Origin of the sequence: Candidatus Angelobacter sp., from assembly GCA_035607015.1 — a bacterium.
GTDB lineage: Bacteria > Verrucomicrobiota > Verrucomicrobiia > Limisphaerales > AV2 > AV2.
The window spans coordinates 1-18,162 of record DATNDF010000110.1; the positions used below are offsets into that span (position 1 = coordinate 1).

The window sequence follows — 18,162 nt, forward strand, 5'->3', positions numbered from 1 at the left end:
AACCCAACGCCGGTTCGCAGGGCGAATACGCCGGACTGCTTGTCATCCGCGCGTATCACGAATCGCGCGGTGACTCGCATCGAAACGTCTGTTTGATTCCCACCTCCGCGCACGGCACGAACCCCGCCAGCGCCGTCATGGCCGGGATGAAAGTCGTCGCCGTCGCGTGCGACACGAATGGCAACATTGACGTCGCCGACCTGCGCGCCAAAGCCGAGGCGCACAAGGCCGATCTCTCCTGCCTGATGATCACCTATCCGTCCACGCACGGCGTGTTCGAGGACAGCATCAAGGAGATTTGCGAAATCATCCACGCCAACGGCGGCCAGGTTTACATGGACGGCGCGAACATGAACGCGCAAGTCGGCCTCACCAGCCCCGGCTTCATCGGCGCGGACGTCTGCCATTTGAATCTGCACAAGACGTTTTGCATTCCGCACGGCGGAGGCGGACCGGGCGTCGGACCGATTGGCGTGGCCGAACATCTCGTGGAATTTCTGCCCGGCCATAACGTCATCAATCTCGGCGGCGAAAACCCCATCGGGGCGGTTTCCGCCGCGCCGTGGGGCAGCGCGAGCATTCTCACCATCTCGTGGATGTATATCGCGATGATGGGCGCGGACGGACTGACCGAAGCGACGAAGTTCGCCATCCTCAACGCGAATTACATTTCCAAGCGGCTCGAAAAACATTTTCCGACGCTCTATCGCAGCAACGGCCTCGTCGCGCACGAATGCATCCTCGACCTGCGCGCGTTCAAGGGCACGACCGCCGAGGACGTGGCGAAGCGGCTGATGGATTACGGCTTTCACGCGCCGACGCTCTCGTGGCCCGTCGCTGGCACGCTCATGGTCGAACCGACCGAAAGCGAATCGAAATACGAACTCGACCGTTTCTGCGACGCGATGATTTCCATCCACGCCGAAATGACCGCAGTGGAAAACGGTTCTGCCGACGCAAAAAATAATTTATTGAAGAACGCGCCGCACACCGCCGACCAGATCGCCAGCGACAATTGGAATCGTCCCTACACGCGCGAAGCAGCGGCGTTCCCGGCGAAGAGCCTGCACGACTACAAATTCTGGCCGCACGTCGGGCGCGTGGATAATGTCTTTGGTGATCGCAATCCCGTATGTTCATGCGTCGGAATGGAAAACTACACGAGTTGAAACGCTGATGGCCGCTGATGACGAAGGATAGCGCATCCCGATCGTCTCAAACTGAAACGATTCTTGCCAGACGCTCCATTTCCCCGCCGGGGGTTATGTGGGCGAAGGGAATTGAGCCGAAAGCATTTTGAAGTTTAACCCATGAACCCGTTCACGAAGTTCGCCATCCTCAACGCGAATTACATTTCCAAGCGGCTCGAGAAACATTTCCCGACGCTCTATCGCAGCAACGGCCTCGTCGCGCACGAATGCATCCTCGACCTGCGTGCGTTCAAGGCCACCACCGCCGAGGACGTGGCGAAGCGGCTGATGGATTACGGCTTTCACGCGCCGACGCTCTCGTGGCCCGTCGCCGGCACGCTCATGGTCGAACCCACCGAAAGCGAATCCAAATACTAACTCGACCGTTTCTGCGACGCGATGATTTCCATCCACGCGGAAATGACCGCCGTGGAAACCGGCGCAGCCGACGCAAAAAACAATCTGCTCAAGAACGCCCCGCACACGGCGGATCAGATCGCCAGCGACAATTGGAATCATCCCTACACGCGCGAAGCGGCGGCGTTCCCGGCCAAGAGTCTGCACGACTACAAATTCTGGCCGCACGTGGGCCGCGTGGACAACGTCTTCGGTGATCGCAATCCGGTCTGCTCCTGCGTGGGGATGGAGAATTATTCTGCCTGAATTGAACCGCAGAGACGCGGAGGCGCAGAGGTGCGAGCCGCACGGGCCAAAGTTCAGACAGGATTAACAGGATTCACAGACTTGAGCTGTTTGGGAAACCGCGAAAGGAATTCGGCGAAGCCGAAGGCCCGCAGGGCTGAGCGAGCGGGCGCGAGCGAGTCCATTGCTCTGGTAGGGCGGTGCTGCTGCGCCGCCGTTTCGAATTCAACGCAAAGACGACAAACAGCAAAGGCGCAGAGCCAGACACGGATGACACGAAAGGTGGCCATCTGCAAAGATCGCGGAGCCAAACTGGCTTGCCCCAACGGGGCAAGTCAGTTTCCGACTGCGTCAGACTTCGGCGCGACAAGTTGGCTTCGCAAGAATTGACGGCGGCGCAGCAGCACCGCCCTACCAGCATTGCCCGTGCGGCTCGTTCCCCTTGCCTCGTTGTCGTTCAAAACTTTTCGGGCGCCACCGTTGTCATCGGATTCACTGCTGCTGCAAGGTCAGGTTGATGCTCCCGGATGACATGGCCTGGGATGCCAGACCGTAACCATCCACGGCAATCCGGTACACCGTTCCCGCAGTAGCGAAGAAACTGATCTGGCTTGTCGCAAAACCGTTGTAATCGTCATTGTTGGCCACCAATGACAGACTGGCCACCGAATTACCCGTGTACGCGGCCATGATTGTGTCAAAGTTACTGCCAGCGGTGCTGATGGTGACCAGGCCGGACGCCGGCGCCTGCCACTTCCACCAGACGGATTGTTCGCCCGTGGTCTGCCAATGATAGGGTTCGCCCGATTCCCAATCTGCGCCCACGTTGCTGCCCACCACGTAATCGAACGAACCAACCAGTTGCAGGCTATCGGCAAAGTTGTCGTTGAGGAGGCCCGGCTTGACTGTCAAATTGATAGTGCCGCTGTCGCCCAAGTACCCATCCACGGCAATCTGGTAGGTAGTACCGACGGTGGCATTGAAGATGACCCGGCTGCAAGACCCCGCGCCGCCTTCGTCATCCTGCGCGATGGAAGTCAGACTGTTGACCGCAGTGCCCTGGTAAACTCCAAGGGTCGTATCAAAGGAACTGCCATCCAGACTGACTGAAACGAGGCCGCCGGCCAGGGCGGTCCAGGTCCACCACACGGATTTGCCGCCGGGAGCGTCGCCATGATTCGGTTCACCAGACTCTTTTGTGGCGTTGGCATTCGATCCCGTCACAGTTCCACCGGCGGATGGAATCTGAAAACGATTGGCGAAGTCGTCATTGTTGGTGTTACCGCCACCTCCACCGCCGCCAGAGTCGGATACGGCGCGGTAGAACCGGGACGGTTGACCCACGGTGTTGGATTCGGAGATGGCGAGCAAGCCGACCGGTGAAATGGTGTTGGTCATGAGCGGCACCCAGGTCACGAGGTCGGATGAAGTTTGAATGACGCATGATGTGTCCGCCGGGCCGGCCAGCGTGAATTGGACGATTCCATTGGTCTTGGCGAGCTTGCTCATGAGCATGGGCGGCGGCGACCCGGGCGCAGGAATGCTGGAGTTGTAGCGGACGCTGCCGCGATTCCACCGGGTTACCACGGTTTCATCGTATTGCACAAAATCCACGGCGAAGGCTGCCACCTGACCGTTCGTTTGGTAGTCCGCCTGCAACACATTGAACCAGCCCGAGAGGGTGTTGTTGCCCCGACCGGGGGCGGTGAGATTCAATCCCGGTCCGGAGCCCATGAAGGGCCAGCGCGTAGCGTCGGGATAATAGCCAACCTGGGCCAGAGTCATCCCCGGCCCGACAATGACCAGCTCATATCCGCCTGCACTGAAATGCACCGAATCCGTATAAGCGCCAAGATTGAACGTGCGACTGGCGGAGACATTCGTGAAGTTCACCGTTTGCCCGCCTCCTATCCAACTGGTGGGCGAACTGGTGAAAGAGAAAAAGGTGGCAGGGTTGGTCGGTGTCACCAAAGGTCCGGACGTAAAGGTAAAGGCCGGCGCCAGGAAGATCGCTTCGGGATAGGGCGGCCCAATGTCCGGCATCGTCAAAGTGGTCCCATCAATGTGACGGAGAAAGCGCACCAGATTGATTCCGGGAGCAATTTGGAAGGTAGCCGGATCCCCGATGGTGGCATTCGCACCAACGTCCGGCAACAGACCGCCCAACCGGTAAAGGCCGGGCGCCAAAAAAATCGGCGTCACGGTGTTGACCCGCCAGCCTCCCCCGGAATGCGCGGACGACGTCAAGGTCGAGGTGGAGGTGATGACGGTGCTGCACAGCAATGTCCCGTTCGTTTCCCACAAGCCGACGGGAAAAGTCTGGCCCAGGAAGAAGCCATCGGATTGATCATCCCAGAATCCCAGTCCATCCACGACGATGCCGTCGGCATTCGTGACTGCGAATTCGTATCCCTCGGTCAGTCCGCCCGCCAATCCGGCAGTGCCGCTGGTGGGATCGATGCTGATTGTGCCAGCAGAGAGCGAGGTCACAATGGACAGACAGAGCGGAATGATCAGCGTGATTACCTTTGTTAGCATCCTTTAGAATCGCTGGGTTGGTCATGATAGTGCCAAGCCCAGGGCAAAATACAAGATGTAATACTACTAACCAGTTGGAATGGTCGTGACACTGGTTTTCAGGGTCGCGGAAATAACCTGGTTTGACTTCCGGTGAAATTCAAAGAGTTCTGAGTTGAGCATTTCTCTGGGTCTCCACGATTCAATCAGAGCTCCAGTTGGATTTCCGTCAGCCAGTTCAGCCCCGGGACAGAGAGAGCTGGCGCACGGCCACAAACGCCAACCCCTCCGATTGGACTCCACTCGCGCCCGCTTGCCTGGCGTCGCGATCTTCGGTTGGCAGGATTACTTTTGCCATGTTGGGGAAGGTCTGTATTGATATTCGCATCCGTCGGGCTTGAGTTTTCAACCGGATGGATCAAGTCTCCGCGAGACTGCCATGTCAAAAGCCTCGGATTCGATCACGCTCGGCTGCTGGATTGTTTTCGTCGCTTACTGGTTCATCAGCGCGCTCCGCGTCAAAGCGATCGCCGAGCGGCAGAGTTTGTTGTCGGCATTGGCGCATCGGATTCCCGTGGGGTCCGGCTGGTTTCTGATGGCGTATCAGCATCTGCCGCATCCGTTCAACACCCCGTTGACCCCGCGCACGGATTTGACACAAATCTTCGGCGCAATGATTTGTGTGCCTGGATTGTTCGTGACGATCTGGGCGCGCTGGACGCTCGCTGGAAACTGGAGCAGTGACGTGACGCTCAAGCGGGGCCATGAACTGGTAAACACGGGGCCGTATCGCTTCGCGCGTCATCCCATCTACACCGGCCTGCTCGTGATGAGCTTGGGCACGGCAATCGACATTGGCTGCCTGCGCGTCTGGCTCGGGTTGGCGGTCGTGTTCATCGGATTTTGGATCAAGCTCAAGCAGGAGGAGCGGCTCATGGTCCGGCATTTCCCTGATGAATATCCAGCCTATCAAAAGCAGGTGAACGCCCTTGTGCCATTCATCCTTTGAATCCTTGCCGATTGAAGGGCTGAAAGTTGGGCGCTGGCCTTCGATCCGCATCCGCGTTCATCTGTGTTCATCGGGGCTTGACCAGGCCCCCGTCGTAAATGTCGCGCATCACGAGCTACGATCGTTCAATTACCGCGTGGCGCAGGTTTTCGCCGAAGCCGGGCTACGCGGGCTGAACAAAAAGGAAACCCTCGACGCGCCGGGCGCGTCTCCTTCACTGTGACGAGAGAAGCATGATCAATCGTTCATCCAGGCCGCCCATCTGGATTGTCCCGTTGGTGGTCGCCGGATTGGTGGCTGTCTTTGGCTGGTGGGGCCATGCCCGTCTGCGTCAGACGATCGAAGCCGAGTTGAAGGATGACCTCGCCACGACGCTGGCCGCGAACGTGACGGCGCTGGAGATCTGGACGACCAACCAGGAAAGACTGGCCACGACGCTGGCGGAAGAACCGCGGGTGCGAACGCTGGCCGCGCGCATTTTCGATGTGTTGGAGCGGGCCGGCGGTGATACGAACAAACTGTCGGAACTGCGGGAGATCGAGGAGTTGGGCAGTTACCTCCGGCCGCGTCTGAACAAAACCGGGTACGAAATCGCGCACCTGGTCAGCACAAATTATCTCGTGGTGGCCGGACCCATGCGGGGCCGGTTCCGCGCGATGTTTCCGGTGTACGACGAACACCTCGCCAAGTTTTCCGAGCTGTTTGCCTCCGGCCAGCCGGTTGTCATCACGCCGTTCAAGCCCAAACGTCCGGCGGACCTGGGCCCTCGCGGCGGAGCGCGCCGGGTGCGGGCCGGTGAACCCCGCGGATCATTCGACAACGCCGCTCCCTCGCGCGGAAAGGACACCGCCCCTCCTCCGGAGGGAGCGCGTCCGCAACCATTACAGCTGCCTCGATTCCGGCGCGGCGACGTCACGCTGATGCAGGTGGCGGCCCCCGTGCGCGACAATACGGGTGTGATTCTTGGCGCGCTGGCGCTGGTCATCAACCCGGACGCCGAGTTTACGCGGATTCTGTCCGTCGCACGGTCGGGAAAGTCCGGAGAAACCTACGCGTTCGACCAGCATGGACTCCTGGTTTCACGAAGCCGGTTTGATGAGCAATTGAAGAAACTGGGCCTGATCGAGGACCGTGCCGCCGCCAGTTCCGCCCTCAACCTCCGTCTCAGCGATCCGGGCAGAGATTCGCCGCAAAAGATTGTCCCGGAAGACCCGGCCTCGGCAACTCGCCCGCTGACGCGCATCGTCGCCAACGCGTTGGCGGGTGCGACCGGAGTGGACGTAACGCCTTCGCGCGATTACCGCGGCGTTTCCGTCGTCGGGGCGTGGCAATGGCTGCCACAACTCGGATTCGGCGTAGCCACTCAAATTGACGCCGACGAGGCCTACCAGCCGCTGCGCGTGCTTCAACTGCTGTTCCTGATTCTGTTCCTGCTCCTGCTGCTTTCCGCCATCGGCATGTTCCTGTTTTCCTATCTGAACGTCATCTGGCGCCGGAGATTGAGCGAGGCGGAACTCAAGTTGAAGCAGCTCGGCCAATACACGCTGGAGGAAAAGATCGGCGAGGGTGGCATGGGAATCGTTTACCGGGCGCGCCACGCGCTGATGCGCCGGGACACCGCCGTCAAGCTTCTGCTGCCCGACCGCGCGGACCCGGATTCGATCCGCCGCTTCGAGCGCGAAGTCTGCCTCACCTGCCGGCTCACGCATCCCAACACGATCCAGGTGTATGACTACGGCCACACGCCCGAGGGCATTTTTTATTACGCGATGGAATTCCTCATCGGCCTGAACCTGCATCAACTGGTTGCGCAATTCGGCCCCCAGCCCGAGAGCCGGGTCGTGCACATCCTCACGCAAATTTGCGATGCGTTGTCCGAGGCTCACGCCCTCGGCCTGGTGCATCGCGATATCAAACCGGCGAACGTGTTTCTTTGCAACCGGGGCGGTGTGCCTGACTGCGTCAAGGTGCTCGATTTCGGCCTGGTCCGTGAATACCGGACCGGCGAGCGCGATGTCCCGCGGCTTGTCGGAGGCAACGGCGTCGAAGGCACTCCCGCATTCATGCCACCGGAGGCGATCAGGGACTCCGCTCGCAGCGATCCGCGCAGCGACCTCTATTCCGTTGGCGCACTCGGTTACTATCTGTTGACCGGTGAACATGTTTTTCCGGCTGAATCCCTCCGCGAACTTTACGACAAACACCTCGACGAACCCCCGCCGCCGCCACGTCGCCGAACCACAAATCCGATCAGCGAAGAGATGGAAACCATCATCCTTCAATGCCTCGAAAAAGAGCCCCAGCGGAGGCCTCAATCCGCCGTCGAATTGAGCTCCCGGTTGATACGCAGCCCCGGGGCGTCCGCGTGGGGAACAGACGCGCGCGCCGAATGGTGGGCCGCGTACCAAAGCCGGGAATCCCAAAGATTACCGTCCACCGGTCAGGATATTTCGTCACCCATTGACGCCACAGTGAAGGTCAATTTCGACAGCAGGATAAAATAACCGGCTGCTCCGGCTCGATATGGGGTTGCGCCGGCGGCTCCGACGTGAGACGGACCACGGCAACTTTGGTCTTCCGGCTATTCGCCTTTGATGCGAAGGCAAAAGGAACGCGAACGTCCACAAAAAACCTCCCTGAGCGATGGAGTCTGCAGGCTTGCGTTGAAGAAACAAAAGCGCGACCCTGTCCCCTAAACCCAACCAATCGACTTTTATGAAATGGTTCGTAATGCTTTCTCTGGCGTTCGTGACAGCAACTCATGCCGCGGACAACAAGGCGAAGGACGAGACCTTCCTCGATCCCGCACGGGCCGGTCAGGACTACGCTGACCAGGGAGAATACAAAAATGATTGGGGCGGCGCGCAGATCATCGCGCTCGGCGACGGCAATTTTCAAATGGTGACTTATCGGGGTGGTCTGCCCGGCGCAGGCTGGGACAAGGAGTTCAAGCAGGAGACACCCGGCAAACGCGCTGGCGACAAGATCGTCTTCACCGGCGCGAACAATTACCGCGCCGAACTCGCCCACGGGAAGATCACCATCACGGCCGACAGCGGCGGCCCCTACACGATGGAGAAAGTGGAACGCAAGAGCCCGACACTGGACGCGAAACCTCCGACAGGCGCGGTTGTGCTGTTTGACGGGACCAGCGCCGGCGCGTGGGTCGGCGGGCATGAGGATGAACGTCATTTGCTGGCGGCCGGTTGCAAGAGCAGGCAAAGCTTCACCAATTTCACGGCACATCTCGAATTCCTTCTCCCCTTCAAACCGCTTGCGCGCGGCCAGGAGCGCGGCAACAGCGGCGTTTATCTGCAGGACCGTTATGAACTCCAGGTGCTCGATTCCTTCGGGCTCAAGGGCGAGGACAACGAATGCGGCGGCATCTACTCGCAAACAGCGCCGTCCGTGAACATGTGCCTCCCTCCACTCACGTGGCAGACGTACGACATCGATTTTACCACCGCGAAATTCGATGAAACCGGCCGCAAAACGAAGGGCGCGGTGGTCACCATCAAGCACAACGGCGTGACCATTCACGAGAACCTCGAATTGAAGGGACCGACGCCCGGCGGAAAGAAAGAGGATGCGAACGGGGGTCCGCTCCAGCTTCAAGGCCACGGCAACCCCGTGTTTTACCGGAATGTCTGGGTCGTACCGATGTGATCGTTCACGACAACATCGCGCCGCTCGATGAACCCGACAAACTGGCCGCAGGCGTCCCGCTTCATGTTTAACTTCGGCCTTTCATGAACATGAACCTCGTTCCGGCCCGTTGCGCTCGCGCGATCGCGGTGGGCTGCCTCTTTTCCGTTGCCTACTTGCAGGCGCAGGAATCCCCGGCACTGCCCAAAGCGGTCATCGACGGTACTGCGCCCGGCTGGCGCGTGATGGGTGAGGAAGACTTCGTGAACGTCAACTGCGCCACCAACACGTGGACCTGGACAAACGGGTTTGTCCATTGCACCGGCAGGCCCATCGGAGTGATCCGCACGAAAAAAATCCACACCAATTTCGAACTGGTCGCCCAATGGCGTCATTTGCAATCCGGCGGCAACTCGGGGATTTTTCTCTGGGCCACTCCCGAGTCAATCGCCGCGTTGGAAAAGGGAAATGGTCGGCTGCCAACCGGCATCGAGGTGCAGGTGCTCGATCACGGTTATACGGAACAATACGAGAAGCAGTCCGGGAAAAAGGCCGACTGGTTCACGACGAACGGAGACGTGTTCCCGACCGGGTCCACCACCATGCAGCCGTTTCCTCCCGTGTCACCGGATGGCCGGCGGAGTTTTCCGCGGAAGAATCTCAGCAAGGGTGTCGGCGAGTGGAACCACTATTACGTGCGCGCCATCAATGGCGAGGTCCGCCTGTGGGTGAATGGCGAAGAGGTGTCCGGGGGCACCAAGGTTCGTCCGCCAACCGGCTATCTTTGCCTGGAGTCCGAAGGTGCGCCGGTCGATTTCAGGGAGATCCGGATCCGCGAGTTGCCGTGACCCGCCGGACACAACGCACCGAATCATGATCCCGATCAGATGACCGGTCAGCGAGGCGCATGAATGTTCTCAAACAGGCGCTCGTAATTCCGCTCGCCGCCGGTCTGTTCGCTCATCTCGCGTCCGCTGCCGGCGCGCCGGTTTATCCCGTGAAGCCCGGACCCGGCGGGCGGTGTCTCGTGGATCAAAACAACACGCCGTTTCTGCTCATCGGCGATTCGCCCCAGGCGTTGATCGTCAATATCTCAGAAGCCGAGGCCGACGCCTTTTTCGCGGACCGCAGCGCGCACGGGTTCAACAGCGTCTGGATCAATCTGCTGTGCGCCAACTACACGGGAGGACGAACGAACGCCAGCACGTTCGACGGAATTGTGCCGTTCACCGGCACGATCCCGTCCAAAACCTCCTACGACCTGACAATGACCAACGAGGCCTACTTCGCGCGCGTGGACCGCATCCTCAATCTGGCGGCCCGGCACGGGATTCAAGTGCTGCTCGATCCCGCTGAAACCGGCAGTTTCCTTTCGGTAATGCGCGACAACGGCACGAACAAATGCCGCGCCTACGGGCAATTCCTCGGCAACCGTTACCAGAGCTTTCCCAACATCATCTGGATGAGCGGAAATGATTTTCAGAGCTGGCGCACTGCCGGCGACGATGCCGTGGTCCTCGCGGTCGCGCTCGGCATCCGTGACAACGACACCCGCCACCTTCACACCACCGAACTGGATTATCTTGTGAGCAGTTCTCTGGACGACACGAATTGGAATTCGGTCCTCGGCCTGAACGCCACCTACACCTATTTCCCCACCTACGCGCGCCTGTTGCAGGACTACAATCGTCCCAACCCGCTCCCCACGTTCCTGGTCGAAGCCAATTACGAGTTTGAGAACCTGCAAGGGCCGGTCACCACGGCGCCGATACTTCGCAAGCAGGAATACTGGACCATGACCAGCGGCGCATGTGGCCAGATGTATGGCAACGGTTACACCTGGCCGTTCAAGAGCGGATGGCAGGGCAACCTCGACACGCCCGGCGCGACCCAGATTGGTTACCTGAAACAATTTTTCGAAGCCCGGGCCTGGCATCTGTTGGTCCCGGACACCAATCACACGATTGTCACCTCGGGCTACGGCACGTTTGCCAGCACCGGGCACGTGTCCGATAACGACTATCTGACCGCTGCGCGCACGCCCGATGGGAGTCTCATCGTTATCTACACACCGGTCGTCCGCCAGTTCACCGTGGACATGTCAAGATCGGGCGCAGCCGCGACAACGCGCTGGTTCGATCCGAGCAGCGGCACTTTTGTGCCGATCAGCGGGTCGCCGTTCGCCAACAGCGGCACCCGTGACTTCACGCCGCCCGGCAACAACACCGACGGCGACGGAGGATGGGTGCTGGTGCTGGAAACAAATCCTCCGCCCGACCCCCCGCCACCGCCGCCCCAGCCGAAATTCGTCCAGCAGAATTACGCCACGCCGCAAACGCCGCAAACACAGGTTTCAGTCCTTTATCCCAACGCGCAAACCGCCGGCAATGCCAACATTCTCGCCATCGGCTGGAACGACACGAACGCCTTCATCAACGCCGTCAGCGATTCCGCCGGGAATGTTTACCAGGGCGCCGTCCCGCTTTTCCGGGGCGATGGAATGAGTCAGGCCGTTTATTTTGCCGTCAACATCCCGGGCGGCACCAACGCAGTCACGGTGGCGTTTGACCGGCCCGCCGCTTTTATTGACCTCCGCGTGACTGAATACTCCGGCCTGCGCCGGACAAACGTCGTTGACGCGGGGTCGTCCGCCGCCGGCATCGGCGCGAGCGCGGACAGCGGGTCGCTGAACACCACCTCCACCAATGATCTTCTTTTTGCCGCGGGGATGACGGCGACAACCTTCACCGCCCCGGGAAGCGGATTCACCCAACGGGTGATCACCCTGCCGGATGCGGACATCGTCGCAGACAAGGTGTCGGCGGCGGTAGGCGCCTACAACGCATCGGCCACATTGAGTTCCGGCGCGTGGCTGATGCAGTTGGCAGCCTTCAAACCGGCGCTCCCTCCCGACGCGCCCGTGTTGCGCGCTTTCCTGACCTCCTCAAACACCGTTGCCATTTCCTGGCCCTCCTCGTCCGCGGGATTTATTCTCCAGTCCGCGGACAGTTTCAGCGCGGCGAACTGGCTGCCGGCCACTGAACTCGTGGGAACCAACAACAGCCAGTTTGAAACCTTGGTGCTCTTGAGCCGGACTGAACGTTATTTTCGGTTGTTGAAGCCCTGATTCTTCACCGGATCACTGCGACAACGCCGGCACGCCACCTGACAAGCAAATCCGACCGGATTGATAATCAACCTATGAACAAAACCTTGCTCCTTGCATCCGTTGCCCTGCCCTGGTCGTTCGCCTGCGCGAACGCTCAGGAGCCGGTCAAATCACCCGCTCCGACTTCACTCGGCCAGTCTCACTTCGCCTCCTTCGGCACGAACAAGGTCCATTACGTCACGACCGGCAAAGGCGATCACACCCTCGTGCTGGTCCACTGCTGGTCCGGAAATCTTGGTTTCTGGCGCGAGCAGGTGCCGGCGCTCGCGGGGCGCGCTCGGCTCATCCTCGTTGACCTGCCCGGCCACGGCCAAAGCGACAAGCCGCACACCAATTACACCATGGACTTTTTTGCCGGCGCGGTGCTGGCCGTGATGCGCGACGCGCATGTGGACAAAGCCGCGCTTGTTGGCCACAGCATGGGCGCGCCAGTCATCTGCCGCGTTTACAAGCGGGCGCCGGAAAAGGTCGCCGCCCTCGTGGCGGTGGACGGATTCCTCCACCGGCCGGCGATGAAACCGGAGCAAGCCCAACAATTCGTCGCGCCATTCCGTGCGCCGGAATATCGCGAGAATACGAGGCAAGGCATGGCCATGCTGTTTCCGGTCCCCGGAACCGAGGCGTTGCGCGACCGCGTCATCTCCGAATTGCTCGCCACGCCGCAATACGTGATGGTCGGCGCCATGGAAGGAATGTTCGGCGCGGACCAGCCGGACTGGGACGTGAAAAAGGCAACTGTGCCCGTGCTGGTCATCAATGCGCCCAACCCGATGTGGAACGATGATTACAAGGAATACGTCCGCTCGCTCTCACCGAAGACGGACTATCGCACGATCGACGGCGTGGGCCACTGGCTCATGCTGGAGAAACCGGCCGAATTCAACACCCTCCTCACGGAGATGTTGAAAAAATATGATTTGATTGCGAAGTGAACCACGGACAACCCGAATCACACAAGTTCGCGCGAACCGAATTTTTGCGTTGCCTTGCGCCGGTGCTGAGGACGGGCGCGACAAGTAGCGCTGCCACGCCGCGCGATCCGCGAAACCAGGGATATCCCGGGTGACGACAATCGCGTTCCTCCGGTTGAATCTTGCGCCCCATCGCTCATCGCGCATAAAAGCCGTGCAACGATGAACTGGCTCGATCATCTCGCGGAATTTTGGCCTCACATCGTAGCTGTCTTCGGCTTTCTCGCGTCACTGTTCGCCTCGATCCACGCCGTGCTCAACAAACGCGATTCGCGCGCGGCTGCGCTGTGGCTCGGGTTCATCTGGCTGCTGCCGGTCCTCGGGCCGCTGCTTTACCTGGCGCTGGGCGTGAATCGCATCCGACGCCGCGCCCTCTCGTTGCGGATGGGCCGGGCAGGCAGCGATGCAAGTCCGAGGCCGATTCCCCGTGACATGGGCGAACCGCATCGCCTCGAAGCGGAGCATTTGCGGATGCTGGCGCGCGTGGTGGACCGCGTCGCCACGCGACCGTCGGTTGCCGGCAACCACATTCAAGCACTCGTGAACGGCGACCAGGCTTTTCCCGCGATGCTCGCCGCCATCGAGGAAGCCACCATCTCCGTTTCGCTGGCGACCTACATCTTTGACAATGACCCTAGCGGGAACCAATTCGCCGAAGCGTTGGGCCGGGCCGTGAAGCGTGGCGTGCAGGTGCGTGTGCTGATTGACGATGCGGGCGCGCGTTATTCCTGGCCTTCCATTGTCGGCAAACTGAAACGGGCGGGCGTGCCGGTCGCGCGATTTCTCCCGACGCTCGCTCCGTGGCGGCTGACGACCATAAATCTCCACAACCACCGGAAACTTCTCGTGGCCGATGGCCGGATCGGGTTCACCGGCGGCATCAACATCCGCGCGGGCAACGTTCTGGCGGCCAAACCGCGCCGGCCCGTGCAGGACCTGCACTTCAAAGTCGAAGGTCCCGTGGTGACGCAGTTGCAGGAAGCCTTCGCCGATGACTGGGCGTTCTGCACCAAAGAAGTCCTCGCGGGCGACGCGTGGTTCCCGGCATTAAAGGAGTGCGGCAAGGTGATCGCGCGGGTTATCACCGACGGGCCGGAGGTGGACCTCGACAAGTTGCGCTGGACGTTGCTCGGCGCGTTGTCTTGCGCTCAATCCTCCGTGCGGATTCTCACGCCCTACTTTTTGCCCGACCAATCGCTCATCACGGCGCTGAACCTGGCCGTCCTGCGCGGCGTGCAGGTGGATATTATTTTGCCCCGCGTGAGCAACCTGCCCTATGTGCGGTGGGCGTCACGCGCGATGTGGTGGCAGGTGCTCGAACGCGGCTGCCGCATCTGGCTGACGCCCCCGCCGTTCGACCACTCCAAACTGATGATCGTGGACAATCACTGGGTGTTCCTGGGGTCGGCCAACTGGGACCCGCGCAGTCTCCGGCTCAATTTCGAGTTGAACGTGGAATGTTACGGACGCGATTTCGCAGCCGAGATGGACGCGATCGTGCAAAACAAATTGCGTGGGGCGAAACCGGTCACGCTCGAAGAAGTGGACGGCCGCTCGCTGCCTGTGCGATTGCGCGACGGTGTAGCGCGTCTCTTCACGCCGTATTTGTAACGTCGGCGCGCCGGGCTTTTTGTTTGCGCGCTGCTGCTTTTCCGGTACCGTTTCGGCATGACAGCGAATGGAGTGATTGAAGAAATCAAGCACCTGCCTCCGGCCGAGCAATCGCGCGTCATCCAATTTGCGGTGGAACTCGCGCGCACACGCCAGCTTGCCGGGAAAGAACTGTCCGCGCTTGCTCAACGCATGGTTGAATCCGACGACCCCGCCGAAGTCGAAAAATTGAAATCCGCTCTTACCCACGGCTTTTACGGAAACTAGCCATGCCCCGCATCCAGCGCAGCCATCTTCCCCGGCTGGTGTTTGCCGATCTGCCCGGGCAAAACAGAGCAGGCTACGAGTCGCCTGACCAAAGACACGAACTTCGCTCGCTGCCCGACCGGAAGTTTTCCGGCCTGCACCTGATGTGCCTCATGTATGCGGGCTTCAAGCGCGTCGCGCCCGAGCACGAAGTGCAGATGGATTTGAACGACCCGTTCCCGACTGCGCTGCAAATGCACAAGAACGGCAGGGGGCAAACAATGACGCTGCACTGTCAACTCAATTAGCCATGCCCGCTGAAACCCATTCCCAAATTGCCAGCTTCATCTGGAGCATTTGCAATCTGCTCCGCGGCCCTTACAAGCGGAATGAATACCGCAAGGTCATCCTGCCGCTCACTGTGCTGCGTCGCTTCGACTGCATCCTCGCACCTCCCAACCCCCAACAAGACTGGCCGCGAGCGGGTCATCCAGCGATTGCGGATTTCGACAAGCCCTCGCGTCAGACCCACGCATGATGCAAACATCAAGTTCGTGCGTCATCCCACTTGTTCCCCTGAACTCAACACCTGCATGAATCTCAAACTCCTGTCCATTGAGGGTGAACTGAGCGTAGCCGTAGTTTCTGCCGCGCGAGTGAATCTGGCCCGGAGCACCTCGAAACACGAACGGAGTCGGCGCACCGGTGATGCCGCGCAAGACAGGCGTGACGCCGAGTTCACGCGCGGCCCGCAGGCAAAGACCGAAGACATACGCTTCATATGCCTTTTCCTCTGCGCGGCGGACCAACTGATATTGTCCGATGCCGAGCGGATGGTTCAACAGCGTATCAATGGCGTTTTCTAGGTCTTGAAGCGTAGCCATCTTTAGTCATCCGAGAAGTTCATGAGTTTGCGGAGGTCAGCGACGTGATGACGCTGCACGTCAATCAGCTCTTTCGACATGCGCTTGAGTGGTATCGTCTCTTCGCCGGTTCTGGAAAGCTGAGTCTCGGTCTGCATCTCAATCTCAACCGGCTTTTCCTCGTTTTCTCCTTCGAGCGACAGCGGCTCTGGTTCGCTTGCGGATGCGGCGGAACTATGCGCCCAATTCGGAAGATTGTGTTGCGGCACGCCGATGGCCGCCTTGCCGAAGCTGTCCGCAGCGGATGTCACAAATAACGGTTGTTCGACGAAGTAGGCTTGCAGAGCGTCGAGCGCAATTTGCAGCGCCTCTTCGTGGGTAAACGGGACTGTCTTCCGGTAAACCCGCGGTTTTTTTCGCCGGTCAGTCGCGGGTTCGGTTTCCGGCACGTCTTTGCCAGCATCGAGCGCGGCCTGCACTTGTGCAGCGAGTGTTTCGTCCCGAGCCGAGAGCTTCTTCATCAGCAAGTCGAGGGCTTGCTGCGCGGTGTAGCTGTGCTCAGGCATGGGGTTGCTTTCTCACGTCAATCTTGCCGGTGACGGCGGCGGTGATGAGGGCGGTGCGGTATTCCTGCAACCGCTCCACCGCCTCCTCCACCTTCCCCAGCAGCGCGTCCAGCTTCGCCGTCTCCAAGTCCAGATACGCGGCGATCGCGGCTTGTTCGGGGAGGGGTGGAAGTTGCACCGGAGACACGCGCCTCCCACTGCTGTTTGCAGAACGAGGATCGTAGCGACCAGAAAATGAATCGTGAATCGTGGTCTGCGTTTGGTGCAACGCGTGCCGTGCCTTGGGTGAGGTTCGCCCCGTCGAGGTCGGTCGGAACGATCATCACCTTTCCGAAACTCGGGCCGATGGAGAGCACAATGTCTTTTGGCCGGACGGTGGAGCGGCGATAGCTGAACGCAATTTCAGGGTCTGTCCGAAGGAGACTATCCGGCTCGGTGATGCCCTCTTCGTCCTCCATATCCGCGGGACGGATGTATGGCACGCCGCCAGGGAAGTCCGGGCCACACTGAACGATTCCGTAAGTGATGGGCCTCGTCGGATTCACTACATGCTTCAAAGGCACGAGTGGAAACCGCGTTTCAACTCGAAGCTCTTTCACGCTGTGACCTCCTTGAGCATTTTCATGATGTCGTCTTCGAGGCGCTTGATGTCGGTCTCGATGACTTCCAGCGGGCGCGGCGGCTCGTAGCGGTAGAAGTGGCGGTTGAGCGGGATTTCGTAGCCGACCTTGGTCTTCGTGGTGTCAATCCACGCATCGGGCACGTGGGGCAGCACCTCGCGTTTGAAGTAGGCCTCGATGCTTTCCTTGAGCGGCACGGTCTCGGTGTCGCGCAGGTCGGCGTCGGGCTCGGGCTGGCCGTCGCGGTCGCGGCAGATTTCGGCGGTGTCGTCGCGCTCGCCGATGGCGGCGAGCACGGCCTTGAGTTCCGGGGCGTTCAGGCGCACGTCGCGCTCGCGGTCGAGGGTGCGCAGTTCGGTGAGGAAGGCTTTGCGGTCTTTGAAGAGCTTTCCCTTGGTCGCCTGGCCGAAGGCGCGGAGCAGTTCGCGGATTTGTTCCTGCCGCTGCTGGCCGGCCTCGATTTCCTGCTGGCGGACGGCGGGGTCTTTCTTCGCGCTGGTGGCGAGGTTCTTGAAGCCGCTCTCGTCGTCGAGGCGGGCGAGGCGTTCGGCGCTGGCCTGGAAGTTCAGCCGGAGCGGGCGCTCGACGGTGATCTTGTGATAGCCGAAGTCTTCGTTGTCGAAAATCTTGCTGACGACGCGCTGGCGCTGGACGGGCTGGTGGGTGACGGGGTCTTCCTCGGTGAAGGTGCGCGTCTGGCCGTCGCGGAAGTTGCCGAAGATTTTGGTGAGTTCGCCGATGTGGTCGGGGTCTTTCTCCTTGTCAGAGGGGTCGCCAATTCGGCGGCGTTTGTTGCCAAGGCTTTTCTCCATCTGCACCCAGAACGGGCGGGCATCGATGAGCTGCACCTTGGCCTTGCGGGGCTTCTCTTTGCGGTTGGTCAGCACCCAGAGGTAGGTGGAGATCCCGGTGTTGTAGAAGAGCTGATCCGGCAGCGCCACGATGGCCTCCAGCCAATCGTTCTCGATGATCCACTGCCGGATGCTGCTCTCACCGCTCCCCGCGTCGCCGGTGAAGAGCGGCGAGCCGTTGAAGACGATGGCGATGCGGCTGCCGCCGTCTTTCGGCGCGCGCATCTTCGAGAGCATGTGCTGGAGGAAGAGCAGCGAGCCA

General features: G+C 60.4%; 16 protein-coding genes and 2 pseudogenes. 13 read left to right on the plus strand and 5 right to left on the minus strand.

Annotated elements, in window-relative coordinates; genetic code table 11:
• Positions 1-1,169: glycine dehydrogenase (aminomethyl-transferring) (locus tag VN887_04550; GenBank protein ID HXT39277.1), on the plus strand; the 1,169-nt coding region annotated here is incomplete at its 5' end.
• Between the two features lie 153 nt (positions 1,170-1,322).
• Positions 1,323-1,853, plus strand: a pseudogene (locus VN887_04555) (glycine dehydrogenase (aminomethyl-transferring)).
• A 471-nt stretch (positions 1,854-2,324) separates the two neighbouring features.
• Here the strand turns inward: VN887_04555 and VN887_04560 are convergent.
• Positions 2,325-4,370, minus strand: a complete 2,046-nt coding sequence (locus VN887_04560) for a hypothetical protein (protein ID HXT39278.1) — start codon at positions 4,368-4,370, stop codon at positions 2,325-2,327.
• Positions 4,371-4,788: 418 nt separating this feature from the next.
• Between VN887_04560 and VN887_04565 the strand changes: the two genes are divergently transcribed.
• From VN887_04565 to VN887_04615, 11 genes and pseudogenes are all read left to right on the plus strand, one after another.
• Complete coding sequence (locus VN887_04565) at positions 4,789-5,358, plus strand: isoprenylcysteine carboxylmethyltransferase family protein (protein HXT39279.1); 570 nt, start codon at positions 4,789-4,791, stop codon at positions 5,356-5,358.
• A 4-nt stretch (positions 5,359-5,362) separates the two neighbouring features.
• Positions 5,363-5,581 (plus strand): hypothetical protein, encoded by a 219-nt coding sequence (locus VN887_04570; protein HXT39280.1) that lies wholly within the window; start codon positions 5,363-5,365, stop codon positions 5,579-5,581.
• 10 nt (positions 5,582-5,591) lie between these two features.
• Positions 5,592-7,862 carry a serine/threonine protein kinase gene (locus tag VN887_04575; GenBank protein ID HXT39281.1) on the plus strand — a complete coding sequence of 757 codons (2,271 nt, stop codon included), beginning with the start codon at positions 5,592-5,594 and terminating at the stop codon, positions 7,860-7,862.
• A gap of 211 nt (positions 7,863-8,073) precedes the next feature.
• Positions 8,074-9,024, plus strand: coding sequence for a DUF1080 domain-containing protein (locus tag VN887_04580; protein HXT39282.1), 951 nt, complete (start codon positions 8,074-8,076; stop codon positions 9,022-9,024).
• Positions 9,025-9,107: 83 nt separating this feature from the next.
• Positions 9,108-9,851 (plus strand): DUF1080 domain-containing protein, encoded by a 744-nt coding sequence (locus VN887_04585; protein ID HXT39283.1) that lies wholly within the window; start codon positions 9,108-9,110, stop codon positions 9,849-9,851.
• A gap of 59 nt (positions 9,852-9,910) precedes the next feature.
• Positions 9,911-12,130, plus strand: a complete 2,220-nt coding sequence (locus VN887_04590; GenBank protein ID HXT39284.1) for a DUF4038 domain-containing protein — start codon at positions 9,911-9,913, stop codon at positions 12,128-12,130.
• 74 nt (positions 12,131-12,204) lie between these two features.
• Complete coding sequence (locus VN887_04595; GenBank protein HXT39285.1) at positions 12,205-13,104, plus strand: alpha/beta hydrolase; 900 nt, start codon at positions 12,205-12,207, stop codon at positions 13,102-13,104.
• A 201-nt stretch (positions 13,105-13,305) separates the two neighbouring features.
• Positions 13,306-14,754 (plus strand): phospholipase D-like domain-containing protein, encoded by a 1,449-nt coding sequence (locus VN887_04600; GenBank protein HXT39286.1) that lies wholly within the window; start codon positions 13,306-13,308, stop codon positions 14,752-14,754.
• A 57-nt stretch (positions 14,755-14,811) separates the two neighbouring features.
• Positions 14,812-15,021, plus strand: a complete 210-nt coding sequence (locus tag VN887_04605; protein HXT39287.1) for a hypothetical protein — start codon at positions 14,812-14,814, stop codon at positions 15,019-15,021.
• Between the two features lie 2 nt (positions 15,022-15,023).
• A complete protein-coding gene (locus VN887_04610; protein HXT39288.1) occupies positions 15,024-15,308 on the plus strand; it encodes a hypothetical protein in 285 nt (94 codons plus the stop codon).
• Between the two features lie 2 nt (positions 15,309-15,310).
• A pseudogene (locus VN887_04615) lies at positions 15,311-15,454 on the plus strand (type I restriction-modification system subunit M N-terminal domain-containing protein).
• Here VN887_04615 and VN887_04620 read toward each other — a convergent pair.
• From VN887_04620 to VN887_04635, 4 genes are all read right to left on the minus strand, one after another.
• The gene (locus VN887_04620) at positions 15,417-15,884 is read right to left on the minus strand and encodes a hypothetical protein (protein HXT39289.1); all 468 of its coding nucleotides are present in this window, start codon (positions 15,882-15,884) and stop codon (positions 15,417-15,419) included. The pseudogene VN887_04615 and the gene VN887_04620 overlap by 38 nt on opposite strands.
• Positions 15,885-15,886: 2 nt before the next feature.
• Positions 15,887-16,429: a hypothetical protein gene (locus VN887_04625; protein ID HXT39290.1), complete on the minus strand. Its 543-nt coding sequence runs from the start codon at positions 16,427-16,429 to the stop codon at positions 15,887-15,889.
• Positions 16,422-16,607, minus strand: coding sequence for a hypothetical protein (locus tag VN887_04630; GenBank protein ID HXT39291.1), 186 nt, complete (start codon positions 16,605-16,607; stop codon positions 16,422-16,424). The genes VN887_04625 and VN887_04630 overlap by 8 nt, the downstream gene beginning before the upstream one ends.
• A gap of 417 nt (positions 16,608-17,024) precedes the next feature.
• The coding region (locus VN887_04635) for an N-6 DNA methylase (GenBank protein ID HXT39292.1) at positions 17,025-18,162 on the minus strand (1,138 nt) is incomplete at its 5' end.

Bases quoted from the DNA above. Each gene is read 5' to 3' on its own strand.
- VN887_04560 (HXT39278.1), bottom strand. From the start codon at position 4,370: ATGCTAACAAAGGTAATCACGCTGATCATTCCGCTCTGTCTGTCCATT.
- VN887_04565 (HXT39279.1), top strand. From the start codon at position 4,789: ATGTCAAAAGCCTCGGATTCGATCACGCTCGGCTGCTGGATTGTTTTC.
- VN887_04575 (HXT39281.1), top strand. From the start codon at position 5,592: ATGATCAATCGTTCATCCAGGCCGCCCATCTGGATTGTCCCGTTGGTG.
- VN887_04580 (HXT39282.1), top strand. From the start codon at position 8,074: ATGAAATGGTTCGTAATGCTTTCTCTGGCGTTCGTGACAGCAACTCAT.
- VN887_04585 (HXT39283.1), top strand. From the start codon at position 9,108: ATGAACATGAACCTCGTTCCGGCCCGTTGCGCTCGCGCGATCGCGGTG.
- VN887_04590 (HXT39284.1), top strand. From the start codon at position 9,911: ATGAATGTTCTCAAACAGGCGCTCGTAATTCCGCTCGCCGCCGGTCTG.
- VN887_04595 (HXT39285.1), top strand. From the start codon at position 12,205: ATGAACAAAACCTTGCTCCTTGCATCCGTTGCCCTGCCCTGGTCGTTC.
- VN887_04600 (HXT39286.1), top strand. From the start codon at position 13,306: ATGAACTGGCTCGATCATCTCGCGGAATTTTGGCCTCACATCGTAGCT.
- VN887_04605 (HXT39287.1), top strand. From the start codon at position 14,812: ATGACAGCGAATGGAGTGATTGAAGAAATCAAGCACCTGCCTCCGGCC.
- VN887_04610 (HXT39288.1), top strand. From the start codon at position 15,024: ATGCCCCGCATCCAGCGCAGCCATCTTCCCCGGCTGGTGTTTGCCGAT.
- VN887_04620 (HXT39289.1), bottom strand. From the start codon at position 15,884: ATGGCTACGCTTCAAGACCTAGAAAACGCCATTGATACGCTGTTGAAC.
- VN887_04625 (HXT39290.1), bottom strand. From the start codon at position 16,429: ATGCCTGAGCACAGCTACACCGCGCAGCAAGCCCTCGACTTGCTGATG.